At 60.7% G+C, this 24,205-nt stretch carries 29 protein-coding genes and 1 pseudogene; 17 read left to right on the top strand and 13 right to left on the bottom strand.

The features are described from left to right. Positions 1 to 602: 602 nt before the first annotated feature. The 3 genes from N0B28_RS22065 to N0B28_RS22055 all read right to left on the bottom strand — a co-directional run bounded on the left by N0B28_RS22065 (position 603) and on the right by N0B28_RS22055 (position 2,868). The gene (locus tag N0B28_RS22065) at positions 603 to 1,589 is read right to left on the bottom strand and encodes a caspase family protein (RefSeq protein WP_275728767.1); all 987 of its coding nucleotides are present in this window, start codon (positions 1,587 to 1,589) and stop codon (positions 603 to 605) included. After that, positions 1,589 to 1,975, bottom strand: a complete 387-nt coding sequence (locus N0B28_RS22060) for a TIR domain-containing protein (protein WP_275728764.1) — start codon at positions 1,973 to 1,975, stop codon at positions 1,589 to 1,591. Before N0B28_RS22060 ends, N0B28_RS22065 begins: the two co-directional genes overlap by 1 nt. 308 nt (positions 1,976 to 2,283) lie before the next feature. Beyond that, complete coding sequence (locus tag N0B28_RS22055; protein WP_275728763.1) at positions 2,284 to 2,868, bottom strand: hypothetical protein; 585 nt, start codon at positions 2,866 to 2,868, stop codon at positions 2,284 to 2,286. 145 nt (positions 2,869 to 3,013) lie between these two features. Here N0B28_RS22055 and N0B28_RS22050 point away from each other — a divergent pair. Both N0B28_RS22050 and N0B28_RS22045 read left to right on the top strand, forming a co-directional pair. After that, positions 3,014 to 4,175: pseudogene (locus N0B28_RS22050) on the top strand (IS3 family transposase). Between the two features lie 199 nt (positions 4,176 to 4,374). Next, entirely contained in the window at positions 4,375 to 4,737 is a 363-nt protein-coding gene (locus tag N0B28_RS22045; RefSeq protein WP_275728761.1) for a hypothetical protein, read from the top strand. Between the two features lie 791 nt (positions 4,738 to 5,528). Here the strand turns inward: N0B28_RS22045 and N0B28_RS22040 are convergent. Further along, the gene (locus N0B28_RS22040) at positions 5,529 to 6,005 is read right to left on the bottom strand and encodes a hypothetical protein (RefSeq protein ID WP_275728759.1); all 477 of its coding nucleotides are present in this window, start codon (positions 6,003 to 6,005) and stop codon (positions 5,529 to 5,531) included. 547 nt (positions 6,006 to 6,552) lie between these two features. Here N0B28_RS22040 and N0B28_RS22035 point away from each other — a divergent pair. The 10 genes from N0B28_RS22035 (at position 6,553) to arsH (ending at position 14,662) form a co-directional block, all read left to right on the top strand. Further along, positions 6,553 to 6,765 carry a hypothetical protein gene (locus N0B28_RS22035; RefSeq protein ID WP_275728757.1) on the top strand — a complete coding sequence of 71 codons (213 nt, stop codon included), beginning with the start codon at positions 6,553 to 6,555 and terminating at the stop codon, positions 6,763 to 6,765. 212 nt (positions 6,766 to 6,977) lie between these two features. Then, on the top strand, positions 6,978 to 8,423 hold the full coding sequence (locus N0B28_RS22030) for a DUF6765 family protein (protein ID WP_054914895.1): 1,446 nt from the start codon (positions 6,978 to 6,980) through the stop codon (positions 8,421 to 8,423). Between the two features lie 144 nt (positions 8,424 to 8,567). Further along, positions 8,568 to 9,137: a TetR/AcrR family transcriptional regulator gene (locus tag N0B28_RS22025; RefSeq protein WP_275728755.1), complete on the top strand. Its 570-nt coding sequence runs from the start codon at positions 8,568 to 8,570 to the stop codon at positions 9,135 to 9,137. A 58-nt stretch (positions 9,138 to 9,195) separates the two neighbouring features. Beyond that, the gene (locus N0B28_RS22020; RefSeq protein WP_275728752.1) at positions 9,196 to 10,041 is read left to right on the top strand and encodes an SDR family NAD(P)-dependent oxidoreductase; all 846 of its coding nucleotides are present in this window, start codon (positions 9,196 to 9,198) and stop codon (positions 10,039 to 10,041) included. A gap of 62 nt (positions 10,042 to 10,103) precedes the next feature. Then, positions 10,104 to 10,961, top strand: a complete 858-nt coding sequence (locus tag N0B28_RS22015) for an SDR family NAD(P)-dependent oxidoreductase (RefSeq protein WP_043860446.1) — start codon at positions 10,104 to 10,106, stop codon at positions 10,959 to 10,961. Positions 10,962 to 11,002: 41 nt separating this feature from the next. Next, a complete protein-coding gene (locus tag N0B28_RS22010; RefSeq protein ID WP_275728748.1) occupies positions 11,003 to 11,701 on the top strand; it encodes an epimerase in 699 nt (232 codons plus the stop codon). 98 nt (positions 11,702 to 11,799) lie between these two features. Next, positions 11,800 to 12,147, top strand: a complete 348-nt coding sequence (locus N0B28_RS22005) for a metalloregulator ArsR/SmtB family transcription factor (RefSeq protein WP_043860440.1) — start codon at positions 11,800 to 11,802, stop codon at positions 12,145 to 12,147. Positions 12,148 to 12,162: 15 nt separating this feature from the next. Next, positions 12,163 to 13,446, top strand: a complete 1,284-nt coding sequence (locus tag N0B28_RS22000; protein ID WP_275728744.1) for an arsenic transporter — start codon at positions 12,163 to 12,165, stop codon at positions 13,444 to 13,446. Between the two features lie 31 nt (positions 13,447 to 13,477). Next, positions 13,478 to 13,948 (top strand): arsenate reductase ArsC, encoded by a 471-nt coding sequence (locus N0B28_RS21995; protein ID WP_043860438.1) that lies wholly within the window; start codon positions 13,478 to 13,480, stop codon positions 13,946 to 13,948. A 12-nt stretch (positions 13,949 to 13,960) separates the two neighbouring features. Next, the gene (gene arsH / locus N0B28_RS21990; RefSeq protein WP_043860437.1) at positions 13,961 to 14,662 is read left to right on the top strand and encodes an arsenical resistance protein ArsH; all 702 of its coding nucleotides are present in this window, start codon (positions 13,961 to 13,963) and stop codon (positions 14,660 to 14,662) included. Positions 14,663 to 14,689: 27 nt separating this feature from the next. On the opposite strand, the gene N0B28_RS21985 is transcribed toward arsH, so the two are convergent. Both N0B28_RS21985 and N0B28_RS21980 read right to left on the bottom strand, forming a co-directional pair. Then, a complete protein-coding gene (locus N0B28_RS21985; protein ID WP_054914890.1) occupies positions 14,690 to 15,463 on the bottom strand; it encodes a ParA family protein in 774 nt (257 codons plus the stop codon). 109 nt (positions 15,464 to 15,572) lie between these two features. Further along, positions 15,573 to 16,142, bottom strand: coding sequence for a TetR family transcriptional regulator (locus N0B28_RS21980; RefSeq protein WP_275728740.1), 570 nt, complete (start codon positions 16,140 to 16,142; stop codon positions 15,573 to 15,575). A 138-nt stretch (positions 16,143 to 16,280) separates the two neighbouring features. On the opposite strand from N0B28_RS21980, the gene N0B28_RS21975 reads away from it, so the two are divergent. The 3 genes from N0B28_RS21975 (at position 16,281) to N0B28_RS21965 (ending at position 18,247) form a co-directional block, all read left to right on the top strand. After that, positions 16,281 to 17,069 (top strand): SDR family oxidoreductase, encoded by a 789-nt coding sequence (locus N0B28_RS21975; protein ID WP_275728738.1) that lies wholly within the window; start codon positions 16,281 to 16,283, stop codon positions 17,067 to 17,069. A gap of 90 nt (positions 17,070 to 17,159) precedes the next feature. Beyond that, positions 17,160 to 17,300 carry a nucleotidyltransferase family protein gene (locus N0B28_RS21970; protein ID WP_116055232.1) on the top strand — a complete coding sequence of 47 codons (141 nt, stop codon included), beginning with the start codon at positions 17,160 to 17,162 and terminating at the stop codon, positions 17,298 to 17,300. A gap of 14 nt (positions 17,301 to 17,314) precedes the next feature. Next, on the top strand, positions 17,315 to 18,247 hold the full coding sequence (locus N0B28_RS21965) for an alpha/beta fold hydrolase (protein WP_275728736.1): 933 nt from the start codon (positions 17,315 to 17,317) through the stop codon (positions 18,245 to 18,247). 42 nt (positions 18,248 to 18,289) lie between these two features. On the opposite strand, the gene N0B28_RS21960 is transcribed toward N0B28_RS21965, so the two are convergent. The 4 genes from N0B28_RS21960 to N0B28_RS21945 form a co-directional block, all read right to left on the bottom strand. Further along, entirely contained in the window at positions 18,290 to 18,631 is a 342-nt protein-coding gene (locus N0B28_RS21960; RefSeq protein ID WP_275728732.1) for a HopJ type III effector protein, read from the bottom strand. Then, positions 18,624 to 18,920, bottom strand: coding sequence for a DUF1244 domain-containing protein (locus N0B28_RS21955; RefSeq protein WP_043860431.1), 297 nt, complete (start codon positions 18,918 to 18,920; stop codon positions 18,624 to 18,626). The genes N0B28_RS21960 and N0B28_RS21955 overlap by 8 nt, the downstream gene beginning before the upstream one ends. A gap of 26 nt (positions 18,921 to 18,946) precedes the next feature. Beyond that, entirely contained in the window at positions 18,947 to 19,645 is a 699-nt protein-coding gene (gene folM, locus N0B28_RS21950) for a dihydromonapterin reductase (protein WP_054914885.1), read from the bottom strand. Between the two features lie 86 nt (positions 19,646 to 19,731). Continuing rightward, entirely contained in the window at positions 19,732 to 20,304 is a 573-nt protein-coding gene (locus tag N0B28_RS21945) for an antibiotic biosynthesis monooxygenase (protein ID WP_043860429.1), read from the bottom strand. Between the two features lie 229 nt (positions 20,305 to 20,533). Here N0B28_RS21945 and N0B28_RS21940 point away from each other — a divergent pair, with 229 nt between their 5' ends. Beyond that, positions 20,534 to 21,484, top strand: coding sequence for a MerR family transcriptional regulator (locus N0B28_RS21940; protein WP_043860428.1), 951 nt, complete (start codon positions 20,534 to 20,536; stop codon positions 21,482 to 21,484). Positions 21,485 to 21,569: 85 nt separating this feature from the next. Here the strand turns inward: N0B28_RS21940 and N0B28_RS21935 are convergent, their stop codons facing one another. Both N0B28_RS21935 and N0B28_RS21930 read right to left on the bottom strand, forming a co-directional pair. After that, positions 21,570 to 22,178, bottom strand: a complete 609-nt coding sequence (locus tag N0B28_RS21935) for a hypothetical protein (protein ID WP_043860427.1) — start codon at positions 22,176 to 22,178, stop codon at positions 21,570 to 21,572. Between the two features lie 69 nt (positions 22,179 to 22,247). After that, positions 22,248 to 22,709: a PAS domain-containing protein gene (locus tag N0B28_RS21930; protein ID WP_275728726.1), complete on the bottom strand. Its 462-nt coding sequence runs from the start codon at positions 22,707 to 22,709 to the stop codon at positions 22,248 to 22,250. A gap of 150 nt (positions 22,710 to 22,859) precedes the next feature. On the opposite strand from N0B28_RS21930, the gene N0B28_RS21925 reads away from it, so the two are divergent. After that, on the top strand, positions 22,860 to 23,315 hold the full coding sequence (locus N0B28_RS21925) for a flavodoxin (protein WP_043860425.1): 456 nt from the start codon (positions 22,860 to 22,862) through the stop codon (positions 23,313 to 23,315). Here N0B28_RS21925 and N0B28_RS21920 read toward each other — a convergent pair whose 3' ends face one another. Further along, positions 23,316 to 24,203 carry a LysR family transcriptional regulator gene (locus N0B28_RS21920; protein ID WP_043860424.1) on the bottom strand — a complete coding sequence of 296 codons (888 nt, stop codon included), beginning with the start codon at positions 24,201 to 24,203 and terminating at the stop codon, positions 23,316 to 23,318. It abuts the gene before it with no gap. Positions 24,204 to 24,205: the final 2 nt, after the last annotated feature.

Raw genomic sequence — 24,205 nt, 5'->3', positions numbered from 1 at the left:
TTTCTGACTGCACGGTTGATCCCAAATTCGATTGGGAAAGACATGGTCATTCAATGTGCGTTCGAAAATTAAACACAGGTAGAGTTGGATGTTTGCGCTCGATATACTATGGAGAACAGGAAGAGGTACATGGATCATTTTCAAGGGAAAGCATTAATTTGGATTCTTGCGAGCGTTGATGCGCGTGTTTATCTGGGCGGAGTTCGGCAGATTTTGCAATAGCTGCTAGAATATAAGTTGACTGAATTGAAATGGTGAAATTAAATGTCAGCGTCGCATCTGCTTAAGTTATTGGAGCCGCTTGCCGAAATGGAGCACGAGCGCTGGGCGCACTGGCAAAGATATCTTCATTCTAAGTGTTCTCGAAATGACGACGGCTCCTTGACAATTCCTAACGAACTTGTAATGAGATGGGAGCGGCAGATAAAAACACCTTACCATAATCTTACGGAAGCGGAAAAGGAAAGCGATAGGGAACAAGTGATGGGGTATTTGAAGTTTATTATAAATAATATAGGTTTGGATTGATGCTTTATTCGTAGGGTTTGGCTTGGAGAGGTTTGTGAAAACGCTCTCCAAGAATTAGGAAATAGCGATAGGTCTTATATTCTTTTCATCTCTGCTAGTTTTCTGTAGTGGGCTCCTAGTCCAGTAAGCTTGCATCCCGTCGAATTTATTGCGGCATAAAACATATGGTCCGCACCTACTGGAACCACAAGGCCGTAGCGATTGCATTGTTGGAGTTCTTTGAATATTTTTACGTTCTCTTCGCTTACAGGGATATGTTTGAACTCGTCTGGAATATTTTCTCTGTCAGGCTCAAAGGATGGGTCTAGTGCAAAAATATCAGTTTTGCTTGGGAAGTATTTTACAAGTCTCCGTAATACTTCTTTTGGTACCTTTGGATCTACTTTTCTTAAAGTGACAAAGTGCTGTACGTTCGCTTTGTACATGGGGCGTTGTTCCCATGGTCCGAGCGTTTGATCAACATGGGAGTAAATTGCGGCTGGTGTGATGTTTCCAAGAATGTCTGAGCATCCACCTCTAAGGCCGTCAAGTAATATGTCAGTGAAGATCCCTCGGCCATCTTCCTCCATCGCACCACCTTCACGATGGCTAGCAGTTAAGATCGTTACTCCAGTACCAATCACTGATGCATTTCCGTCTACTCCCGCCACTTCTCCTGCGTAGCCCGAATGACAACAATCGAGAATTATCACGCAGGACTTAATCTTGGGGTGGGATTTATTTGCCAGTGCGAGTATTTCTGACAGTGAGGTGCCCCATGCGCCACGTCGCCCATCACTGCTTACAATGTACCCGGCATTGGTTTCAGGAACAATTATTCCGTGCCCAGCGAAATATAAGAGGGCTGTATCAGCCTCCCCACTAAAAAGCTCAGCGATGGAGTTTATCAGTAGCTCGCTTGTGACTTGTTGTTCGTTACTGACTAGTTTGATGACAGAAAAGTTTGGGTCGCCACTCCCGTCATTTTCTAATAGTTCAGAAATCGCAACTGCGTCATTGACGCAGCCCTTTAATGGTGCGGCTGGGTAATCATCTATACCGATGACTAAGGCTTTTTTCATTATCGGCTCCCGCCGATTAGCGACTTGAGGTTGGGCCAAGTCCACTTATACAACTTGTCGCTGGATAGCGCAGCTTTAGGTTTTATGCACGTTTTATCAGAGTAGCCATTTAGAAGGAAATATGGTATTCCTTCTTCCTGAGCGATTTTCACTTCGGCGCTTACTCCGACAGCCGTGTCAGTGTTGTTGCCACAAATTACGCAAACGACATCAACGGCTTTAATCCTCGTTCTCGCTTTGGCCTTCCAGTTGTCATCAATATGCTCTTTGATAGACCAATCTGCTAAATCGAATGGGCTGTCATCAAGTTTTGCCTGCCCCACTAAAAAGGTCTTCAAGGTTACATCGTTGTCATAATCGAAAGAAATGAATACGCGTTTTTTCATTGCAGTAACTCCATGTATTTGCACTTAATGGCTGTGGCTATGTCATCTGTTTTTTGGATTTTAAGATAGTTGAGTTGGTTTACTTTATTGTCCTTGTATTGTTGTTATGCTCTGGTGTTTCATTATTTTCAATGTCGCAAAAATTTGTGCGCCGACTATTTTGCGCAAAATTTCCTTTTTAGAGATCGGGTACATCCCAACTGATGTACAGATTTGGTCATGGATGTAGCCCCGATCTTATTTTTACTTAGCCTTTTTTAGGTGGTGGAGGTGGCGGCGGCTCGCGACGTGGTAATGGAACATCACCTCTAACATTGCGCATCGGTGGTGGCGGTGGCGGTGGCGGCTTTTGGTCGGACATCACAATTCTCCTTGTTGTGAGTTGCTGAGTACACTGGGACGAAAGCGATAATTGAGGCTATTACAGAGTAAATGACGTATTTCGAAAATTGGTCTAGTTGAGTGCTGCGGCTATCATTGTTATTCGCGTTTCTTGTTGCGCCCATGATGTAATAGTCCATCATGATTTGCATAAATTGGCCGTTGGCTTTTGAAATGTCTCCATCGAAATACTTGATCAAGATTTTTCGGTGACCTTCAAGGTCTTCGGCGGTTGGGATGACTAAGTCATCTTTTCGGGCTCGCCAAGCTTTAGAAAAATGAGCCGCCGCAACTAACAGATAGACACCAGCCATTAGGTATGTGATCCAGAAGAAAACCCCTTCTGTGCTATCTACGTCCGGAGCTTTCGAGAGTAGATATGAAAGATAACTCAACAGCGCTACTATCATAGCCAATGGCAAGTTTAGGCGTGCCAGCAACTTTTCTTTACGCTCGGCTTCTGCAAGATAAATTTTTTCGTAGAGTTTGTACTCTTCGTCGTCAGACTTCATTTTCTTACTACTATCATTTAGCCAAAGCTTGATAGTAGTATCAAAACGCCATGCATTGCTAGGGGTTTTTACGGGTCGGACTGTAGTGGTCTAATGATTCCGGGCACCCATTTAGGCGAGAATGCTCGCCATAGAGAGGTGTCTGATGACCAAGCAACGTCGTACCTTTACGCCCGAGTTCAAACGCGAAGCTGCCAGCCTGGTGCTCGACCAAGGCTACAGCCACATCGAAGCAGCCCGTTCGCTCGGCTTGGTGGAGTCGGCCCTGCGTCGATGGGTAAACCAGCTCCAGGAAGAGCGAAACGGTGTGACCCCAACCAGTAAAGCGCTGACGCCCGAACAGCAAAAAATCCAAGAGTTAGAAGCCCGGATCAATCGGCTTGAGCGGGAGAAATCGATCTTAAAAAAGGCACCGCGCTCTTGATGGCCGAGGAACACGAGCCTTCGCGTTAATTGATCTGCTCCGCGCTCAAGAGCCTTTTGATCTGTTGTGCTCGGTATTTGAAGTGCCCCGGTCCTGCTATTACGCATACTGTCGCAAGCGTCGATCTCCGGACGGTAAGCGGCTGGTGTTGCGCTGCCGCGTCAACGAGCTGTTTACCCAAAGCCGCAGCGCAGCGGGCAGCCGAAGCATCATGCTCATGATGCGCGAGGACGGGATGGCGATTGGGCGATTCAAGGTTCGCAGGCTGATGAAAGAGATGAAGCTGATTAGCAAACAGCCCGGCTCACACACCTACAAAAAGGCGACGGTGGAGCGGCCAGACATCCAGAACGTGCTGGATCGAGCGTTCACGGTGGCGGCGCCGAATGAAGTCTGGTGCGGAGATATCACGTATGTCTGGGCGCAAGGTCGCTGGCACTATTTGACTACCGCCATCGATCTATTCGCCCGTCGCGTGGTGGGCTGGGCGTTTTCATCGAAGCCCGATGCTGACCTAGTGACCAAGGCTTTGGACATGGCCTATGAAAAGCGCGGCCGCCCTCAGAACGTACTATTTCATTCGGAACAAGGCAGTCAATATGGCAGTCGTAGCTTCCGTCAGCGTCTGTGGCGTTATCGCTTCAAGCAGAGCATGAGCCGACGAGGAAACTGTCACGATAATGCCCGAATGGAGCGGTTGTTTCGCAGCCTGAAAACAGAATGGGTAGCGACCACGGGCTAAATGAGCGCTTGGCTGGCACAGCAGGATATCGGCCGCTTTTGGATGCAACGCTACAACTGGCAGCGACCGCATCAGTTCAACAGCGGGCTGGCGCCCGCTGTTGCTGAGGAAAAACTTAACGCAGTGTCCGGGATTAGTTGACCACTACACTCCATTCAATTCGCAGTGCCGGCACGAAGCTGGGCTAGCTGCCTGTTGAGAAATGTTGAGGTTGCCAGGCGGTGGTTTCCACTGAGGTTTTCACGGTTTTAGCCTTGAGCTAGAAGGCATCGAGTAATATTCACGTCCGCAATTGCCGCCGACATTCGGCAGTCTCTTCAAATCAGCCAGCGAGAATAGGATGAGTACTCAGGAATGTGCATTGGTTCACTTAACGCTCTTCAAACACAGCGCGAAATCATTTTTGGTCGCATTGGATGAGGCAGGTATTCCTCATGGCCCCGTCCGGATGTATTCAAGTGCTCCTCAGAATTCGGGGCTTGTCGAAGCTATTACTGCTTTGTCTGACGCGATGCCTTGGAATGCAATCGCGAAGGTTGTGGTTGCGTGGATTGAGGCGAGAAAAAGCCGAGAAGTAATCATTTATACAGAGGCGGGTGAGGCGTTCCACGCAAAGGGTTATTCGGCATCTGAAGTTCAAAGGCTACTCCGGATATCTACAAACGTTACCGTCATAGATACCAAGCCTATTGATGAGCAATGATGGATTGCGTTGCCTTGCCTTGCCTGTACCTTTACCCCGCCTTTACGGAATGTGAGACAGGCATGAGACGGAATTGCCGCCGGCTGGGCGTTTGAGGCCCGGCCTAAGAGGGAGGCCGTCAAAGTCGAGGCCCTAGCCGTCTCATACCCCTGACAGGCCTTAGTCGGATTCTTGACAGGCGCTTGACGGAATTTGACGGATCGACAGGAGCGCAATTGTCGCGATGGCTTGTGACGTCTGGGCTGGCGACCTAACGAGGGTATGCTCCGGACACAACCTCGTCAAAAAACTCCTTGAAACTAGACCAGCACTAGACCGCAATAGACGGTGGTCGATGGCCCCATTCGCTGGATCACTATCCGGGCTTGGCCTGCCCCTATACGTGACGGGCTGGTGCGGGCAATCCTGTTTTATGCCGAGGGATGAATTCTGGACAGGCTCTGGACGGATTCAGGGGCCTGGTGATGGCCAGCTGGGCCAGGGAGCGCGTCGGCAATGAGCTGCGCACCGGTGCCGTTGGGTCTTGGCCGAATTGCTGTCCAGAATGGTTCGCACCCTAGACCCGCCCTTGACAGTCCTTGACGGAAATTCTTGACCACGCTTGACGGATTGGGCCGCTCGAGCTTAAGCATAATCGGCTGTAAGCCTTGCTGCACAAGGGCTGTAGCCAAACAGGGTGGCTCTGCGGGAGCGGCGGCCGTCAAAAATTTCCGCGCATGTTCGTCAAGGGATAACCGGGCAGTCCCGAACCTGACAAAATCTGAGGAGGGGGCGACCAAGGTGACCCGACCTCAGAATCGGTTTTGGATATACACATCCCGCGTTTTTTCATCGGCCGCAAGGCATGCGTAAAGAACGACCAGAGATGATTCCACCAATTTGTTGTCTCGCCCAGGTGGTGAGTGCGGCGTGTGTTTACCACCGTGGAACAGATTATTTCGCACTTGCTTAGCAGCATCTAACGCCTGTTCAACTTTACTATTGCCATGCAGAGGGCGGTGCTCCCATCGTTGGGCGCCGACTTGAAACAGAGGTGGCTCAGTGCACAAATATGTGATGGCCTCGTCTACGGACGAGCCTCGCTCAACGATTAGCACCTTGGCCACATCTTCACCATACCTCCGCCATGCGGGCTCGACTAAATTTTTACCTTCTCGCACAAAGTTAGATTCCTTTAGCGCGAATTCAAACCTTGAGAAAACAGCAAAGAACTCGCAAATGAGCTCTCGATCAAGGTGAAGACCATCGAAGGGGGAGGGGATTTCCATATTGTCGAGCTCCGAATTGGTTTGGATGTGCGGGGTTATATTAGCGCATGCGTCTGAATAGGATTGTTCACTGAGTGGTGAAACCCCACCCCTACGTCAAGCAGGCCAAGGTGGCCAGTCGTCCCAGGGCCAACTACCCGGCTACTGGAAAGTTATCAGATAATCCGGCGCTCAGCTCGTCACGTTGAGCACCATCACATTGAGGGCCACACGATGTCCGTTATCGACTGCTGAATCGCCCCTGGTTTCCTAGACACTCTCCAAGCTAAAACTTGGGCGTCATGCATGCCTATTCGCATTCTGAGCAGGACTTCCGCATTCTCTCTCGGCCACAGTATGACGACGGCGTGTTCCTTGCAAGACTTCCACTCCACCTCAACGTCAGTCCCCTACCGGCTACAGGGCGGGCATCCCTATGATCGCCTGCCCATCGTCCAACGTCACGAAATGGGTCCTAAATACCGTGGCCTTTCGAGCGCAATAACGGGACGATCTCCGCGACAAGAACCTCAGCAACCCTGATACAGGTCCTAGCGCAGGTATCCCCATGACCAACCAAGAACGCTTGTCCACCATCCAACGCTACGCCTGGACCCTCGAACTACTCGGTGAAGCGCTCGTCCAGCATGACGAGGTGCTGGAGTGCGAGCACAACCCGCAGCTGAGCTTTCGCAACACGGCGGGTATTCATCAGGCCATCCGGATCATCAGCCAGTTGGCCAGTGAGCAGTGTGGAAAGTTGCTCAAGCCTGACGACTGATTACTGAGCGCAGACTGGCTCCATTGGCCATGAATTTAAATAGAACCGCTCTATATCGCCATGCCCATCAAACCGCAGTTTCCCAACGTTAATACACGAAATAAAAATAACAATTATCATTGACTAATGGCCATTTGACACTATTTAAAGCTGTGCCTATAAACCCTTGCGGTCTTTTTTTGTTAAACAAAAACTGTTTAGGGGAAAGCGGCATGGATCAGGATTTTCACTTCTACGGTACTTACCACTCAGCACTGTGCGGCGGCTTCAACAAGGACGATGCAACCCTTATTGCCAAGGCAGCCAACTTCATCGACTTCTTCAGCGAGAGCACCTATGCCTCTTACTGGAGCCTGGTCAGCGACACCCAAAAATCTGCCAAGTACAACGTCGTCGCCAAGATGGACAACCCTCGCTACACCTACCAGGGCGGGCTGCTGGGCACGATGGGGGAGCCTGAAGATGGCCTGTGGTGCTCGTACCACTTCATCCCCGGCAACTACAACGACCCGGCCGGCACGCCCAGCCGAGAAGAAACCCATGGCGCTGAAGTGGCCAACTACCTGCCCAAGTTCATCAAGCGCGACACCTTCGGCGGCGAGCAGATACTGAGAAAATACAACGCCAGCAAGGTGAAGGATCTGCAATACGGCAAGATGCTCAACCGGCCGCAAAGCGCACTCTCGCGCAGGCTTGTTCAAGATGCCGTGCTCTGCGCCACCGATGACGACCGGTTGGAGAAGATCATCAGCCTGGCCATCGGCGGGGCAGAGGTGCTGAAGGACAATCGTGCAGACGTGCTGCGCAGGTTCAGGCTGATCCTGCTGGGGGTCAGGGCGCATGTGATCGCCGACACCTGGGCCCACCAGGACCACTGCGGCCTCGACAACGTGATGAACACCTACTGGGATGCGGACTACGACCCGGACTCCTGGGAATGGTCCAAGATGGGCTACGGCCCACAGGCCATCTACTACATGGACGGCTCGTCGAAAAACTGGAACAGGAAAGTCCTGAAGTCATCCGACACCAAGGGCGTGCCGTTCGCGAACCCCAACTTCGAAGCGGCCCCCAGCGGTACCAGTTATCTGGGCCACGGCTGGCTCGGGCACTTCCCCGACTACAGTTTCGCCAAGTTCAGGTACAAGCCTTGCTGGTCCAACCCCAAGCAGATGGTCGAGCGCGATAACCCCAAGGAATATGAATCCGCCTGGCTCGAGTTGACCAGTTTGTTTTGCCAGGTAAAAACAGGCAGGAAGTTGCAGTTGGATGACCGCATCAAAGACGAAATGAGCAAAGCCCGCCAGGCCATCGAGGCCCCCTGCGACCTTACCAAGGGCACCTCGGGAAGAAAGAGTTCGGAGCTCGCCTGGAAGCGCATTCTTACCGAAAAGCCAACTTCGGAAATCAATGTGGACCTGGAGCCTGACACCCATGCGGTTCTGGAGGGCATGGTCCAGATCAGTACCGAGATCCATCGCTTCGGCACCAACTACGTGAATATCCAGAGCGATCTGTACCTGTTCCAGATTGCCGCCGACTATCACTTCCAGTTCGTGAAGCACTACGTCCAGGCCAATGATATCTATCACTTCACAAGCTCGTGGTCCCGGCAGCGGAGTACGTTGTCCGACGCCATCGTCAACCTGTTCGAGTAGCGCCGGATAACGGCTATCAACCCCCCGGTGCCATGCCGGGGGGCTTGCCGTTCGGCACCGTCGCGCCATCCGCCCCTTGCATTCGGCCAAGGGTCAGGAATATAGTTGACTGATTACTCAGTCTTCTTAAGCGAACCTCCCTCCATGGCACGTCCCCTCAGCCCCGAAAAACGTGAAGCCTTGCTGTTGTCTGCGATGCAGGCAGTCGCCGAGCTGGGCGTGATGGCCAGCACGTCGAGCATTGCGCGGCGCGCCGGGGTTGCCGACGGCACCTTGTTCACCTACTTCAGCAGCAAGGAGGTGCTGTTCCAGGAGCTCTACCTGCACCTCAAGCAAAGCCTGGTGACGGCCATGATGTCGGACTTCCCGGCCCAGGCCGACTACCGCCAGCGCATGGAGTACATCTTCAATCGCTATGTCAGCTGGGGCCTGAACAATGCCCTGGAGCGCGTGGTGCTGGCACGGCTGTCGGCGTCGGGGCAGGTGACCGCAGACACCCGCGCACTGGGCGCACAGCCGTTCCAGGCCGTGTCCAGGACGATGGAGGGCGGGGTAGAGGACGGCGTGCTGATCGATGCCCCGATCAGCTTCATTTCTTCCGTGATCGAGAGTATCGCCACCACCACCATCGAACACATCGAGAAGTCCCCGGAGGAGGCCGAAGGCCACCGCCAGCTGGGCTTCCATATGCTGTGGCGCGCCATTACGGCGTAAAAGCCTTGCCTTTTAACTGAGTGATTAATCACTCACAATTTGTAACAGGAGTATCTTCATGGCTGTTCAAAAGTGGTTCATTACCGGTGCTTCGGGTGGCCTGGGCCTGGCCCTTACCGAGAAGGCGCTGGCCCAGGGGCATGCCGTGGTCGCCGCAGTGCGTCGTGTGGAGGCGATGCAGGCGTTGCAACAGGCGTATCCAAAGCGCCTTCATGTGGAAGCGCTCGACGTGACCGACCGCGAACAGGTACGTGCCGTTGCTGCCCGCCATCCCGATGTGGAGGTGGTGGTCAACAACGCGGGCGGGGCGGTGATCGGTGCGATGGAAGAGATGACCGACGCCGAAGTCGAGCAGCAGATCGCGCTCAACCTGATGGCGCCGATACAGGTCACCCGCGCCTTCATGGCGGCGATGCGCGCACAGCAGCGCGGTACCTTCATCCATGTCAGCAGTGTCGGCGGCCGTACCGCCTACCCGGGCGGCTCGCTGTATCACGCGGCCAAGTACGGTCTGGAAGGCTTCGCCGAAGCGGTGGCGCAAGAGCTGGCCGAGTTCGGCATCAACACCCTGATCATCGAGCCAGGTTCGATCAAGACCGGCTTCGTGGCCAACATCCGCTGGACCGAGCAGCTCGACGCCTACAAGGGTAGTGCGGTCGGCAACCTGCGCGGGTGGATCGAACAGCATGGCGAAGACACCGCCTCGGGCGACCCGCTGAAAATGGCCGACGCCATCTACACCCTCAGCCAGCTGCACAAGCCGCCGCTGCGCACCGTGCTCGGCGGGGATGCCTATGCGGCGCTGGAGGCCGGCTATGCACGCAGCCTGGCGGACATTCAGGCACAGAAGGCGCTTGCCGAGTCGGTGATGCTGGAAGGCAAGGCCGGCTTTCGGCCCGAGTGAGCAGTCCCCTCTTTTATGTTGCCCATGCGCTGCGGTCGGCGCGTTGAAAAGGTTGAATGATCATGTCTGAAGTCTGGTTGATTACCGGTGCGTCCCGAGGCCTGGGGCGCGCCATTCTGGAGGCGGCGCTGCACAGCGGCGCCAAGGTGCTGGCCACTGCACGCGACATCACACGCTTCGTCGAGCTGCAGGCGCAGTATGGCGCCAACCTGGCCACGTTCGAACTGGACGTGACCGACGAACAGCAGGCCAGGCACGCCGTGGCCGAGGCCGTGCGCCGTTTTGGCCGGCTGGATGTGCTGGTCAACAACGCGGGCTTCGGCCATATCCAGCCGTTCGAGCACATCCCCACCGATGATTTTCGAGCCGAGGTCGAGACCAATTTGTTCGGCGTGGTCAACCTCACCCGTGCGGCCATTCCGGTGATGCGCGCCCAGGGCCGCGGCCATATCTTTCAGGTGTCATCGGCCGGCGGTCGCATCGCAAGCCCGGGCCTGTCGGCCTATCAGGCGGCCAAATGGGCCGTGGGCGGGTTCAGCGACGTGGTCGGCAAGGAGGTCGCGCCGTTCGGCATCCAGGTGTGCACCCTGGAGCCCGGCGGCATGCGTACCGACTGGGGCCACCAGGCCCGCAGCACGCTCACCGAGCTGGCCCCGGACTACATGGCGTCGATGGCCGCGTTCAAGGCCTTGATCGAGTCCTACGTGGGCAACGAAGTGGGCGACCCCGAGCGCATTGCACAGCTGATCGTGGCGCTGGCCGCTCGTGAAGGGCTGCCGTCGCGTCTACTGTTGGGGTCGGACGCCTTGTATGTGGTCGAGGTGGAAGAGGCCGCCCGCAGCGAAGCGATGCAGCGCTGGAAGCCGGTCAGCCTCGCGGCCGATTTCGGCACGGCACCGCCGCAATGGCCGTCGGCATGAAGCCGGCGCACCCTTCAGACTGAGCGAGGCCAGCCTACGTTATGAACATAGTGATCTTTGGTGCATCCGGCATGATCGGCAGCGGGGTGCTGCGCGAATGCCTGGCGGCGCAGGATGTGGAGTCCGTTCGCTTGATCGGGCGCTCACGCCTGAACGCCCAGCACCCCAAGCTCCGGCAGGTGGTCAGGCCGGCCTTCGCCGATAACCCGTCCACGCTGCTCGACGACGACCTGCGCGATGTGGATGCGTGTTTCTTCTGCCTGGGCGTTTCGGCGGCGGGCATGACCCAGGCGCAGTACACCCACATGACCTACCGCCTGACCCTGGCGGTGGCCCAGCGCGTGTGCGAGCTCAACCCGCATGCCACCTTCATCTACGTCTCCGGGGCGGGCGCCGACAGCAGCGAAACCAGCTCGACGATGTGGGCGCGGGTGCGCGGCATGACGGAGAACAGCCTGCTGCGCCTGCCGTTCAGGCGCGTGCACATCCTGCGCCCGGCGGTGATTCAGCCGTTGCATGGGGCCATCTCCAGAACCCGCGCGTACCGCGTGTTCTACCGGCTCACCGGCCCGCTGCTGAGCCTGGCGCGTGCGCTGTTGCCCGAAAAGGTGCTGAGCACCGAGGTCATCGGCCAGGCAATGCTGTCGATCGCCCGCCATGGTGCCACCCAGCCCGTGCTCGATTCGGCGCAGATCTACCACACGGCCTTGCGCGAAAAACCGGCCCCCAACTGCGGGTGACGCGCTGGGGTGGTTGATGGCAGGCGCTGAAAAATCCGGTTGCAGATAACATATGGATATCCGTATATTCGGTTATCCATATGTAAGGGCCGCCCACAATGATTACCCCACCCGAGCTGTTCAAGAGCCTGGCCGACGAAACCCGCGCTCGCGCTGCACTGTTGATCGCAGAGCAGGGCGAGTTGTGCGTGTGCGAGCTGATGTGCGCCCTGGGCGACAGCCAGCCCAAGATCAGCCGCCACCTGGCGCAGCTGCGTACCAGCGGCCTGCTGCTCGACCGTCGCCAGGGGCAGTGGGTGTACTACCGTCTCAACCCGCAACTGCCCGGCTGGGTGCACGACCTGCTGCAGGTGACGCTGCGCGCCAATGCCGACTGGCTCAAGGACAACACCACACGCTTGCACAACATGGACGGTCGCCCCGTTCGTGCTGCTGCCTGCTGCTGAGCCAGGAGCCCCCCGATGCTGACTGCCATCGCTGTTTTCCTGCTCACCCTGACCCTGGTCATCTGGCAACCCCGCGGCCTGGGCGTCGGCTGGAGCGCCAGCCTCGGCGCACTGCTGGCCCTGGCGCTGGGCGCGGTGTCGCTGCACGACATCCCCACGGTGTGGGCGATTGTGTGGAACGCCACCGCCACCTTCATTGCGATCATCGTCATCAGCCTGCTGCTCGACGAGGCCGGCTTCTTCGAATGGGCAGCCCTGCACGTGGCCCGCTGGGCGCGCGGCAACGGGCGCCGGCTGTTTGCCTTCATCGTGCTGCTGGGCGCTGCGGTGTCGGCGCTGTTCGCCAACGACGGCGCGGCGCTGATCCTTACCCCTATCGTCATGTCGATGCTTCTGGCGCTGCGTTTCTCCCCGGCTGCGACCCTGGCGTTCGTCATGGCCGCAGGCTTCATTGCCGACACTGCCAGCCTGCCGCTGGTGGTCTCCAACCTGGTGAACATCGTCTCGGCCGATTACTTCGGCCTGGGCTTTGGCGAATACGCATCGGTGATGGTGCCGGTGAACCTGGTGAGTGTGGCGGCCACCTTGCTGGTGCTGTTTCTGTACTTTCGCCGCGACATACCGGTGGTGTACGAAGTACAGGCACTGAAGGCGCCGGTGCTGGCGATCCGCGACCGCGCCACCTTCCGCGTGGGCGGGGGCGTGCTGGTGGCGCTGCTGGTGGGCCTGTTCCTGCTCGAGCCGCTGGGCATCCCGATCAGCGCCGTAGCGGCGGCCTGTGCAGTGGTGCTGTTCATTGTCGCTGCACGCGGGCATGTGATCTCCACCCGGCGCGTGCTGCGCGATGCGCCCTGGCAGATCGTGGTGTTCTCGCTGGGCATGTACCTGGTGGTGTACGGCCTGAAAAACGCCGGCCTTACCGACCTGCTCACCCAGTTGCTGGACCGTCTTGCCGCCTACGGCGTGTGGGGCGCATCGCTGGGCACCGGGCTGCTTGCCGCGGTGCTGTCCTCGGTGATGAACAACCTGCCCAGCGTGCTGATCGGCGCGCTTTCGATCCACGCCAGCGAAGCCCAGGGTGTGGTGCGCGAGGCGATGGTCTACGCCAATGTCATCGGCTGCGACCTGGGCCCCAAGATCACCCCCATCGGCAGCCTGGCCACATTGCTCTGGCTGCATGTGCTGGCGCGCAAGGGTACGCGCATCACCTGGGGCTACTACTTCAAGGTCGGCCTGCTGCTGACCGTGCCGGTGCTGTTGATCACGCTTTCGGCCCTGGCCCTGCGCCTGAGCCTTTGACCATTCTGCCTGCCAAAGGGAGTACACCACCATGCGAGTTCTGTTCATGTGCACGGCCAACAGCTGTCGCAGCATCCTCTGCGAAGCGATGTTCAATCACCTCGCCCCGGCGGGCTTCGAGGCGCTGAGCGCCGGCAGCTTCCCCAGGGGGCAGGTGTTGCCGCGCAGCCTGCTGACCCTGCAGCAGGCCGGCATCAGCACCGCGGGCCTTAGCAGCAAGGGCAACGAGGCCTTCGCGGCCAACCCGCCGGATATCGTCATCACCGTGTGCGACAAGGCCGCAGGCGAGGCGTGCCCGGTGTTTTTCGGCCCGGCGCTCAAGGCCCACTGGGGCCTGGCCGACCCTTCCGAACAACCCGGCACCGACGACGAGGTGGAGGCGAACTTTCACCATGCGCTGGCGCGTATCGAGCGTCGCTGCCGGGCGTTTTTCGCGCTGCCATTCAGCCAGCTCGATGCCCACGCGCTCAAGCGTGAACTCGACCGCATTGCCACGCTCTGACCCGGAGGCCCCATGCACCACGACCTGCCCAACCTCGACCCGAGCCTGTTCGAAGGCCTGCCTACCGCCCTGCAGGCCGGCGAGCGAAAGCCGCGCATTCTGTTGCTGTACGGCTCCACCCGCGAGCGTTCCTTCAGCCGGTTGCTGACCGAGGAGGCCGCGCGCCTGCTCCAGCATTTTGGCGCCCAGACGCGCATCTTCGACCCCAGCGGCCTGCCACTGCCGGACGACGTACCGGTGGAGCACCCCAAGGTTCAGGAACTGCGCGAGCTGGTGCTGTGGTCCGAAGGCCAGGTGTGGTGTTCGCCTGAACGGCACGGCGCGATGTCGGCGGTGTTCAAGGCGCAGATCGACTGGGTGCCGCTGGCCCTCGGCGCCATTCGCCCCACCCAGGGCAAGACCCTGGCCGTGATGCAGGTGTGTGGCGGCTCGCAGTCGTTCAACGTGGTCAATCAGCTGCGCGTGCTGGGGCGCTGGATGCGCATGTTCACCATCCCCAACCAGTCGTCCGTGCCCAAGGCGTACATGGAGTTCGACGAGCAGGGCCGCATGAAGCCCTCGCCGTATTACGACCGGGTGGTGGATGTGATGGAAGAACTGGTCAAGTTCACGCTGCTGCTGCGCGACAGCCAGGCGCACCTGGTGGACCGCTATTCCGAGCGCAAGGAAACGGCGCAGGCGTTGTCCGATCGCATGCGCCAGGCGTCGATCTGACGCCAGGGCGCAACCGGCGGGCAGCCCTCAGGCAGCCCGCTCCAGCGCCCCCAGCAGGTCGACGAATTCGCGCGACAGCTTGTGCCGCGGTGCCATGTGCACCAGCGGCACCGACAGCTCGTGGGATTCGCGCATCTTCACCGAGCTGCTCAGGTACACCGGCAGCACCGGCAGGCCCTCGGCCAGCAGTTCGTCCACCAGGCTCTGGTGCAGCGCGGTGCGCGCGACGAACTGGTTGGCCACCACGCCTTCCACCTGCAGCGACTCGTTGTGGTCCTGGCGCAGTTCTTCCACCTGCTCGATCACGCTGTACAGCGCCTGGCGCGAAAAGCTGTCGCAATCGAACGGAATCAGCAGGCGGTCGGCGGCCACCAGCGCGCTGAAGGTGTAGAAGTTCAGCGACGGCGGGGTGTCGATGTAGATGCGCTCGTAGTCTTCGGACAGTTCAACCAGCAGCTTGCGCAGCTTGTTGATCTTGAACTTGCTCTCCAGCTTGGGCTGCAGGTCGGCCAGGTCGGGGCTGGCGGTCACCAGGTCGAGGTTGTCGTAGCGGGTGGGGGTGATGCACACGCGCCCGCGCTTGCTGCCCGGTGCGCTGGAGAGGGTCTGCTTGAAGAAGTCGCTGATGCCGGCCGGGATGTCGTCGCCGAGCAGGCCGGTGAGGTAGTGGGTGGTGTTGGCCTGGGGGTCGAGGTCCACCAGCAGCGTCCGATACCCTTCGGCGGCGCTGACGGCGGCAAGGTTGCAGGCGATGCTGGTCTTGCCCACGCCCCCTTTCTGATTGAATACGACACGGCGCATTGAGTTTCGAGTCCTTGTCAAAGGCCCGCTGCAACAGGGCTGCAGCGGGAACAGCTTCCATACTATGACCAAAAGGTTGCAGTTTTAAGACAGCTGCGGGGCGGGCACCTCAGTCGGCGAGCGGGGCAACGATGGCCTTGCGGCACACCTCGATGATTTCGTCGGCCAATGGCGCATCGTCCGGGCAGGCCCGCGACAGCATGATCGCGCCCACCGCCTGGGCAAAGCGCTCGATCATCCTGGCGCGTGCGGTGTGCGGGTCTTGACCGCCGTTTTCGGCACCTGCGTGCTCAGCCCGCTTGAGCAGGCCCTCCAGGCCGTCGGCAAAGGTCGCCTTGATTGCGGCCGGCTGGCGCGCCGCGTCGCCACACAGGGCGGCCATGGTGCAGCCGGTGCTGCGTGCATCGCGGTGTTCGCGCGACAGGTAACGCTGGAAAAATTGCGCCACGTCCAGCGCTTCTTCGGCGCTGGCGGTCTTGGCCAGCCCGCAGGCAGCAGCCTCGGCCATCAGGTCGGCCTTGGAGCCGAAGTGCTTGTAGAAGCCGCCGTGGGTAAACCCTGCCGCCGCCATCAGGTCTGCCACGCCCACCCCGTCATAGCCGCGCTCGCGAAACAGTTCGGACGCGGTCTCGACGATGTGCGCGCGATTGGCTTGCGCCTGTGCCTTGGTGACCCTCATGTGCAGATTCCTCGCTGCGTGTGCCGTCAGTCAGGGGCCCACTATACATTGATGTCAACCGTCATCAAAACCGTTGACGGTTAAGATTATGATCATCATCATAGCGGCTCGTTACCCACCCATCCAGAGCGCAACCCCATGACTACCCTTGCCACTGTTCTCATCACTGGTGCTTCTTCCGGTATCGGCGCTACCTACGCCGAGCGTTTTGCCCGTCGTGGCCATGACCTGGTGCTGGTAGCCCGCGACAGGCATCGCCTTGACGGGCTGGCCAGCCGCCTGGCCCAGGCTCATGGCGTGGCCGTCGAGGTGTTGCAGGCCGACCTCACCCTGGCCCAAGACCTTGCCAGGGTCGAAACCCGCCTGCGCGAAGATGCGCGCATCGGCGTCCTCATCAACAACGCCGGGGCGGCGCAGTCGGGGGCCTTCGTCGAGCAGAGCGCCGACAGCGTCACGCGCATCATCACGCTCAACACCCTCGCGCTGGCGCGCCTGGCCCATGCCATCGCGCCACGGTTGGCGCAGGCCGGGGAGGGGGCCATCGTCAATATCGGCTCGGTGGTAGGGCTGGCACCGGAGCTGGGCATGACGGTGTATGGCGCCACCAAGGCGTTCGTGCAGTTCCTGTCGCAGGGGCTGAGCCTGGAGCTCTCGCCCAGCGGCGTATACGTGCAGGCGGTGCTGCCTGCGGCCACGCGTACCGAGATCTGGGAGCGCTCGGGCATCGACATCAACACCCTGACGCAGGTGATGGAGGTGGACCACCTGGTGGATGCGGCGCTGGTGGGGTTCGATCGCCGCGAGGGGGTGACCATCCCGCCGTTGCATGACGACGCCCGCTGGACGGCCTTCCAGGCGGCCCGTCACACCCTGATCTCGGACATCCGCCAGGCCGAGGTGGCGGCGCGCTACACCGAGCTTGCCTGAGGCGGGCGCGGGCCGGCGCGCCGGTGATCGGCGGCCAGCGCCCGCGCAACCTGCCGGTGGGCGAACCCACAATGATAAGTCGCTGCGCCCCTGGGGCTGGATGACCTGTTCGGGCTGGTACTGCGCCGCACCGCGCGTTACGTTAGCCAGAAACAGACGGTCTACGCCTCGCGCATCACCCACAAGGGCTGGCCCACCCGCTGGCCGATGCTGCGCTGCGAAGGGCCCTGAAGGAGCCGGCACCGATGAATCAACCCCTCACCACCCAGGCGCCCAGCGTTGCCCAGCCGTTTCGCGAAGAGGCGGCAGACGGCTTCAGCCTGGGCGGCTTCACCTGGCGCCACGGCGCGGCGGACCCCACGCGGGCGGTGGTCATCATCAACGCCGCCACCTCGGTGCGCTGCCGTTTCTATTCGCGTTTTGCCGACTACCTGTTCGCCCATGGCGCCGACGTGATCACCTACGACTACCGCGGCATCGGCGAATCGCGCCCTGCCGCCTTGCGGGGTTTTCAGGCCAGCTGGTCGGACTGGGGCCGGCTGGATTTCGAGGCGATGCTCCAGCGCGCCCGGCGCGAGTTCCCTGGGCAGCCCATCGATGTGGTCGGGCACAGTTTCGGCGGTTGCGCGCTGGGCCTGGCGGCGTCGGCGGCGAGCATCCGGCGGGTGGTCACGGTGGGCGCGCAGTTCGCCTACTGGCGTGACTATGCCCCGGGCAGCCGCTGGCAGCTGCTGTGCAAATGGCACCTGGCAATGCCGCTGCTGACCCGCGTGTTCGGCTACTTTCCCGGCAAGCGCCTGGGCTGGATGGAAGACACCCCGGCCGGCGTGGTGCGCGACTGGGTGACACCCGCCGCTACCTATGAACAGCGGCCCAGCGGTCGCGCGCTGGGGGCGTTGGGCTTTGGCCAGGTGCAGGCCAGTATCCTGGCGATCAGCCTGACCGACGACCCGTTCGGTACGGTGCCGGCCATCGAGCGCCTGCTGGGCTACTTTACCGCCAGCGTGTGCACGCACCTGCGCATCGCCGCGCAGCAGGTCGATGCCAAGGGGGTCGGTCATTTCGCGTTCTTTCACAGCCGCTTTCAGGCGCAGCTGTGGCCCATAGCCTTGGGCTGGCTGCGCAGTGCGCAACTGCCGGCGCAGGTGCCCGGGCAGGTGATCGAACCCCAGGCATGAAAAAACGGCCCAGGTGGGCCGTTCTTGTGCAGCGGTGTGGCGTCAGCCCTTGCGTTGCAGCGGCGCGCCGGCGAACGTCACGCCGGCCAGGCCGTGCTGCATCAGCGCACGGATATTGGCGTGGTCGCTGCCCTCGGGGGTGGCCAGCACCGAGCGGTAGTGCTCGCCGAACGCCAGCAGCGCGTGCTGGTCGCTCAGGCCTTCGAGCAGTGCCAGGCCCAGGGTCTTGCACGACCCTTCGTTCTGCCCGGCGGCGTTTTCCACACCGCCATTGGTGAAGGCCTGTGGCTGGTAGGTGTAGCCCTGGGCGATGAACGCCAGCGTGTCGGCGAATACATGTTCGCCACTGTCGAGTTGGCTGCGCAGGGTCTTCAGGTCAGTCATGGGGTTTTCCTTTGGCGAACGCCGCTTGCTGTTCGGCGCTGGCTTCTTTCTGGTATTGGGTTTTCCACTCGGCGTAGGGCATGCCGTAGACCACTTCGCGGGCGTCATCCAGGCTCAGGTCGATCTGGCGCTCGTCGGCGGCGGCCTTGTACCACTTGGACAGGCAGTTGCGGCAGAAGCCGGACAGGTTCATCAGGTCGATGTTCTGCACATCGGTGCGCTCGCGCAGGTGCGCTACCAGGCGGCGGAAGGCCGCCGCTTCGAGTTCGAGTTGCTGTTGCGGGTCCATGGGGGTTCCCTTCACGGTGCAGCGGCTCATCCGGCCGCGATGCGGTTCTTCAAATGGCGGCCACCGTTGATGACCACGTTGCTGCCGGTGCTGTACTGGCTGTCGAGCAGGAACATCACGGCCTCGATCAGCGGCTGGGCACCGGGTTCGAATTCAAGCAGGGCCTTCTTCAGCGCCTGCTGGCGGTACTGCTCGTCGCCGTCTTCCTTGAAGATCAGCAGGCCGGGCAGGATGGCGTTGACGCGCACGCTGGGGGCGTACTTCTCGGCGAACGACAGCACCATGTTCTGCAACGCCGCCTTGGTGGCGGCATAGCCGATATGGCTCTTGCTGCCGCGCGAGGAGGTTTCGTCGCAGATGTGGATGATGTCCGACTTGTCCAGCTTGAGCAGTTGCTCACCCAGTGCCAGGTTCAGGTGGTACGGCGCTTCCACGTGCAACTTGAACATGGTGTTCAGGTTGGCCAGGTCATCGTCGAGCCACAGCGAGGCGTTGTGGATGATCGCCCGCAGGCCGTCATAGCGGCTGCGCAGGTGGTCGATCAGGGCCAGGCGGTCCTGCTCCAGGCACAGGTCGGCCTGGAACTGCACGATGTTCGGGTGGGGCGCCTGCGCGCTGATGCTGCGGCTGGCGCTGACGACCGTGTGGCCGGCCTGCGCCAGTTTGATGGCCAGCGCGAGCCCGACTCGCTGGCTGGCCCCGGTAACAAGAATTGGGCTGTTCATGTAATGGGCGGTCAACTTCAGATATTCGCTTGGGTAGGCCCCAGCATACCCGAACTCGCCGCCGTTGCACGCCCCGGGGCGCTGCGTCAGCGGGTGCCCACGGGCGGCGCGGCAACGCTCTGCGGGGCAGGCTTGGGGTGCAGCCAGCTGGCCAGCAGGTGGGTCGACAGCGGGATGAACAGGTAGACCATCAGCGGGGTCAGGGCCAGGGTGCTCAGCAGTACCCGTGGCACCAGGCCGAGCTCGCCCAGCCAGTGGCCGAACAGCAGGTTGAAGGCCAGCGACACCGGAAAGAACGCCAGCCAGATGGCCACGGCCTGTTTCCAGCGCGGTGGACGTTGTGCCAGGGCCGGGCCGAACCAGCCGTCGATGCCGCTGACCCGGTGCTCGTGGGGCTGCTGGAACAGGCCGTTGCCGCGGGCCAGCCAGGCGCTGCGCGAGGCAGAAAACTCCCAGGCATGCAGGGTTTTCTCGTCGGCGAAGCGGAAGATGATCTGGAATTCGTCGTCGTTGGGCGGCGGGGCCAGCACGCCGGAACCCAGGTAGCCGGGAAAGTCGGTAGCCAGCTGTTCGCCTTCGCGCAGCCAGGCGATCAGGTCTTCGTAGCGACCCTCGGCAACGCGGCGCGCCACCATCAAGGTAACCGGAGGGGTAGACATCGTGTATCTCCTGGTAAAAACCGGCGCGGCGGGTAGCCACGGCCATGCAACGCTGCCCGGGGTGGTGGGTGGCGTTCGAGTGTTCGTGTGGGAACAAGCAAGGATTATTCCGCAAATAAGCTGACTCGTCAGTGCTGATGTGTCGGCTGCCCGGCGCATGGTGCTTGCGGCGGGCTGGTACAAGGAGAGTAGAATTGCCTTTCACTACGCAATCACGGTCTTTACGGCGATGATCGAGCCTGATTCGGCTTCCCTCCCTGATGCTCCCCACCGCCAGGAGGAGCTTTTCCCCATCCGTGAAGTGGCGCGCCTGACCGGCATCAACCCGGTCACCCTGCGTGCCTGGGAGCGCCGTTATGGGCTGATCCAGCCGGTACGCACCGAAAGTGGGCACCGCCTGTATTCCCAGGCCGACATCGATGACGTGCGCAGCATTCTGGGCTGGATCGAGCGCGGCGTGGCGGTGAGCAAGGTCGGCAAGATCCTTGCGCGCAACCAGGCGACCCAGCAGCAAGCCCCCTCGGCCCAGGCGCCCGGCACCCAGGCGGACTGGAAGCAGTGGCAGGTGCAGCTGCGCCAGGCCGTCAAGGCATTCGACGAGAGGCGCCTGGAGCAGGTGTACGGGCAGGTCTTCGCCAGCTATCCGCTGGTGGTGGTGTTCCAGGACATCCTGATGCCGGTATGGCACGACCTGTGCGCGGCCGGCGAGGCATTCGGTGCGCAAAGCGAGTGGCTGTTTCTCGATGGCTTCCTGCGTGCCCGGGCCTTGCAGCGCCTGCAACTGGCCCGCGAACAGCAGGAGGTAAGCGTGGTGCTGGCGGCGATGCCGGGGCACTGCCGCGAGCTTGAGTTGCTGGTGGCGGCCCTGATGCTGGGCAGCAGCGAGGTGGTGATCAGGGTGTTGGCCGTGGGGCAGCCGCTGGAGGAACTGAGCCTGGTGTGCGAGCGCATGGCGCCGCAGGCACTGGTGCTGTTCTCCAACCATTCACCGACGGCCGAGCTGCCCAAGCGCTTGATGCGCCTGGCCCAGGGCCTGGATTGCCCGTTGCTGTTCGCGGGGGAGGCGGCGGAGCTGGCCCAGGATGCGCTGATGCGCTCGCAAGTGGCGTGCCTGGGCAGTGAGGGGCGCTTGATGCGTCGGCGCTTGCAGCAGTACCTGGCAGAGCACCTGGATACCTGAAACCCCTTCGCCGGCAAGGCCGGCTCCTGCAGGCAGTTGCAACCCTGCAGGGGCCGGCCTTGCCGGCGAAAGCCGCGCTGCGGTGTTAATCCGGATGCAATTCGGGATGCGCCAACCGGTGCTGGCGCAGGATGTACTGGCGCAACCGCTCGATCTCTTGGGGTTGGTGCTGGCTCAGCCGATACGCTGCCAGCCCGTCGGCCGTCTTGCGCTGCAAGGTGCCCTGCAGGTTGATCGGCGCGTCGGCCTCGGGGCTGAACCACAGGTTGAAGGTCTTGGGCGGCTTGCGATTGCGCGGTACCTGCACCAGCACACCGCGAAACGACATCTCGCACACCTTGAGGTCGGTGCTCAGGCCCAGCTCGTCGTCCAGCGCAACCGGCGGCTCCAGCGTGAGGCGCCAGGGGCGCATCATCGGCCCGTCTTCATAGATGCTCGGTGCGCCCAGTTGCAGGCTCACCGCATGGAACTCGTCTTCCACCAGCTGCAGCGGAAAGCTCATCTGCTGGTTCTCGAAATTCGCCTGCAGGGTCACCTGCTCCTGGGCCACCAGCCGGGTCAACAGTTGCTGCACCTCGCTGCCGCCATCAAGGCGCAGGCTGGAGGTGACGTCCGTCAGGTTCAGCTGTGGCGAACGGTGCATGGTCTGAATGAAATCCAGCTCATCCTGGGTCAGGAGGGCATCTGATTGCATGGGCGAACTCGGCAATTTCAATCGGGAATCATTTCTTCGTGGGTGATGGACAACGATTCGCTGGCTTTGTTAAGACCGTCCGTCGGGTTTCTGCGCGTCGAGCTTGGCGTACGCCCGGGCCAGTTCCTGCTCCAGTTCCAGCACCCGCTGCTCGGCGGCCACCTGGCGGCTCACGTCCTTCTGGATACCGATGAAGTACTTGAGTTGGTCGGCCTCGCTGAACACCGGGGTGATCGACAGCTCGTTCCAGAACGGCGTGCCGTCCTTGCGGTAGTTGAGCAGCACTTCCCGGCATGGCTGGCCGCTGCGGATGGCGTCGCGGATGCGTGCCCGGGCCGCATCGTCGCGCGGCTCGCCCTGCAGGAAGCGGCAGTCGCGGTACAGAATGTCGTTGGCCGCGTAGCCGGTCAGGCGTTCGAAGGCCGGGTTCACATAGATCAGGATGGTGTCGTCGTCGCCTTCCTGTTCGGCTACCACGATCCCGTCGTTGGAGGCATCAATCATGCGTTGCAGCAGCTTGGCGTTGATCATCGTGTCGAACCGAATGTGAAAGGGGCACCCAGGCGAAGGATTCTAGTGGATTGCCGAGCGGTCGGCATCTGCATGCGGGCCAATTGCCAGCGTCCGGTACCCGCATCAGGTGGTAGTATCCTACGCTTTTACTCAGCTTCGGGATTAGTTATGAAAGTTGCCATTCTTTCCGGCTCGGTCTACGGCACTGCCGAGGAAGTTGCACGCCATGCCGCCTCGCTGCTCCAGGCGGCGGGTTTCGAGACCCTGCTGGCCAACCGTGCCAACCTGCAGGACGTTCAGGGGTTTGCTCCGCAGGCCTTTCTGGCGATCACGTCCACCACCGGCATGGGCGAGCTGCCCGACAACCTGGTGCCGCTGTACAGCGAGATCCGCGATGTGCTGCCAGGTGCCTGGCGCGGCTTGCCCGGTGCGGTGATCGGCCTGGGCGACTCCTGCTATGGCGACACCTACTGCGGCGGCGGCGAGCAATTGCGCGAGCTGTTCGCCGAACTGGGCCTCGACGAAGTGCAGCCGATGCTGCGTCTGGACGCCAGTGAAACCGTCACTCCCGAAACCGATGCAGAGCCCTGGCTGGCCGAGTTCATCGCCAGGCTGCGCGGCTGATCACAGCGGTTGCGGGCGCTCGCGCAGCAGCGCCAGCCAGGCCTGCGCCGCCCGTGACAGGTAGGCGCCCTGGCGCCAGATGAAGGCGATGTCCCAGCGCAGGTCGCTGGGCTCGCTCAAGGTCACACGCACCACCCCCGGCCGTTCCAGGCCCCGCGCCACCACCCGTGGCAGCAACACCACGCCCTGGCCTGCCGCCACCAGTGCCGCCAGAAAATCCGCCTGGCCGCTGCGTCCGCCTTCCTTCGGGGTAAAGCCATAGGCCTGGCAGGCCGCCAGCAGGCGATCATTGAGCACGAAGCTGCGCTGGTACAGCAGAAACGGCGTGTCGGCCAGTTGCCCCAGGTTGATGCTGCCGGCAGTGGCCAGTGGGTGGGCTACCGGCAGCAGTGCATCCAACGGTTCGTTGCAGAAGGGCTGGCACTCGAAGCCCGGTGTGGTGGGCGTGAGGCTGCCGCCCAGCTCCAGCTCGCCGCTGCGCACGGCGTGCTCCACGTTCAGGCTGCCGCCTTCGAGCAGTTGCACGGTGATGTTCGGGTAGCGCCGCCGGTACTCGGCGAACAACCCGGCAAACAGCGCGTCGCTGCCCAGCAGCGGCAGCCCCAGGCGCAACTCGCCCCGCGCCAGCTGGCCAAGGTCGTCGAGTTCGTTGTGCAGTTCCTGGCGCAGCCGCAGCATGGCCTCGCCGCGGGCCAGCACGATCTTGCCGGCGTCGGTCAGGTGCAACTGCGAGCCATGGCGATCGAGCAGGGCCATGCCCAGGTCGTGCTCCAGCTGCGCCACCTGCTTGCTCACGGCCGACTGGCTGATATGCAGGGTCTGCGCGGCCTGGGTGAAGCCGCCGCGATGAACCACTTCGACAAAACTGCGTAGTTGCTTGAATTCCATTG

The organism is Pseudomonas sp. SD17-1 (genome assembly GCF_029201585.1).
In the GTDB taxonomy this organism is placed as follows: Bacteria; Pseudomonadota; Gammaproteobacteria; order Pseudomonadales; family Pseudomonadaceae; genus Aquipseudomonas; species Aquipseudomonas palmensis.
This window is presented reverse-complemented; position numbering and strand designations above follow the sequence as displayed.

What these genes read in the sequence shown, in the direction of transcription:
- N0B28_RS22055 (WP_275728763.1), bottom strand. Translation starts at nt 2,868, where the DNA reads ATGAAGTCTGACGACGAAGAGTACAAACTCTACGAAAAAATTTATCTT.
- N0B28_RS22025 (WP_275728755.1), top strand. Translation starts at nt 8,568, where the DNA reads ATGGCACGTCCCCTCAGCCCCGAAAAACGTGAAGCCTTGCTGTTGTCT.
- N0B28_RS22005 (WP_043860440.1), top strand. Translation starts at nt 11,800, where the DNA reads ATGATTACCCCACCCGAGCTGTTCAAGAGCCTGGCCGACGAAACCCGC.
- N0B28_RS22030 (WP_054914895.1), top strand. Translation starts at nt 6,978, where the DNA reads ATGGATCAGGATTTTCACTTCTACGGTACTTACCACTCAGCACTGTGC.
- N0B28_RS22060 (WP_275728764.1), bottom strand. Translation starts at nt 1,975, where the DNA reads ATGAAAAAACGCGTATTCATTTCTTTCGATTATGACAACGATGTAACC.
- N0B28_RS21955 (WP_043860431.1), bottom strand. Translation starts at nt 18,920, where the DNA reads ATGGACCCGCAACAGCAACTCGAACTCGAAGCGGCGGCCTTCCGCCGC.
- N0B28_RS21945 (WP_043860429.1), bottom strand. Translation starts at nt 20,304, where the DNA reads ATGTCTACCCCTCCGGTTACCTTGATGGTGGCGCGCCGCGTTGCCGAG.
- N0B28_RS22010 (WP_275728748.1), top strand. Translation starts at nt 11,003, where the DNA reads ATGAACATAGTGATCTTTGGTGCATCCGGCATGATCGGCAGCGGGGTG.
- N0B28_RS22065 (WP_275728767.1), bottom strand. Translation starts at nt 1,589, where the DNA reads ATGAAAAAAGCCTTAGTCATCGGTATAGATGATTACCCAGCCGCACCA.
- N0B28_RS21965 (WP_275728736.1), top strand. Translation starts at nt 17,315, where the DNA reads ATGAATCAACCCCTCACCACCCAGGCGCCCAGCGTTGCCCAGCCGTTT.
- N0B28_RS22040 (WP_275728759.1), bottom strand. Translation starts at nt 6,005, where the DNA reads ATGGAAATCCCCTCCCCCTTCGATGGTCTTCACCTTGATCGAGAGCTC.
- N0B28_RS21995 (WP_043860438.1), top strand. Translation starts at nt 13,478, where the DNA reads ATGCGAGTTCTGTTCATGTGCACGGCCAACAGCTGTCGCAGCATCCTC.
- N0B28_RS21940 (WP_043860428.1), top strand. Translation starts at nt 20,534, where the DNA reads ATGATCGAGCCTGATTCGGCTTCCCTCCCTGATGCTCCCCACCGCCAG.
- N0B28_RS22045 (WP_275728761.1), top strand. Translation starts at nt 4,375, where the DNA reads ATGAGTACTCAGGAATGTGCATTGGTTCACTTAACGCTCTTCAAACAC.
- N0B28_RS21975 (WP_275728738.1), top strand. Translation starts at nt 16,281, where the DNA reads ATGACTACCCTTGCCACTGTTCTCATCACTGGTGCTTCTTCCGGTATC.
- N0B28_RS21935 (WP_043860427.1), bottom strand. Translation starts at nt 22,178, where the DNA reads ATGCAATCAGATGCCCTCCTGACCCAGGATGAGCTGGATTTCATTCAG.
- N0B28_RS21985 (WP_054914890.1), bottom strand. Translation starts at nt 15,463, where the DNA reads ATGCGCCGTGTCGTATTCAATCAGAAAGGGGGCGTGGGCAAGACCAGC.
- N0B28_RS21980 (WP_275728740.1), bottom strand. Translation starts at nt 16,142, where the DNA reads ATGAGGGTCACCAAGGCACAGGCGCAAGCCAATCGCGCGCACATCGTC.
- N0B28_RS22020 (WP_275728752.1), top strand. Translation starts at nt 9,196, where the DNA reads ATGGCTGTTCAAAAGTGGTTCATTACCGGTGCTTCGGGTGGCCTGGGC.
- folM (WP_054914885.1), bottom strand. Translation starts at nt 19,645, where the DNA reads ATGAACAGCCCAATTCTTGTTACCGGGGCCAGCCAGCGAGTCGGGCTC.
- N0B28_RS22035 (WP_275728757.1), top strand. Translation starts at nt 6,553, where the DNA reads ATGACCAACCAAGAACGCTTGTCCACCATCCAACGCTACGCCTGGACC.
- arsH (WP_043860437.1), top strand. Translation starts at nt 13,961, where the DNA reads ATGCACCACGACCTGCCCAACCTCGACCCGAGCCTGTTCGAAGGCCTG.
- N0B28_RS21920 (WP_043860424.1), bottom strand. Translation starts at nt 24,203, where the DNA reads ATGGAATTCAAGCAACTACGCAGTTTTGTCGAAGTGGTTCATCGCGGC.
- N0B28_RS21925 (WP_043860425.1), top strand. Translation starts at nt 22,860, where the DNA reads ATGAAAGTTGCCATTCTTTCCGGCTCGGTCTACGGCACTGCCGAGGAA.
- N0B28_RS21930 (WP_275728726.1), bottom strand. Translation starts at nt 22,709, where the DNA reads ATGATCAACGCCAAGCTGCTGCAACGCATGATTGATGCCTCCAACGAC.
- N0B28_RS22000 (WP_275728744.1), top strand. Translation starts at nt 12,163, where the DNA reads ATGCTGACTGCCATCGCTGTTTTCCTGCTCACCCTGACCCTGGTCATC.
- N0B28_RS21960 (WP_275728732.1), bottom strand. Translation starts at nt 18,631, where the DNA reads ATGACTGACCTGAAGACCCTGCGCAGCCAACTCGACAGTGGCGAACAT.
- N0B28_RS22015 (WP_043860446.1), top strand. Translation starts at nt 10,104, where the DNA reads ATGTCTGAAGTCTGGTTGATTACCGGTGCGTCCCGAGGCCTGGGGCGC.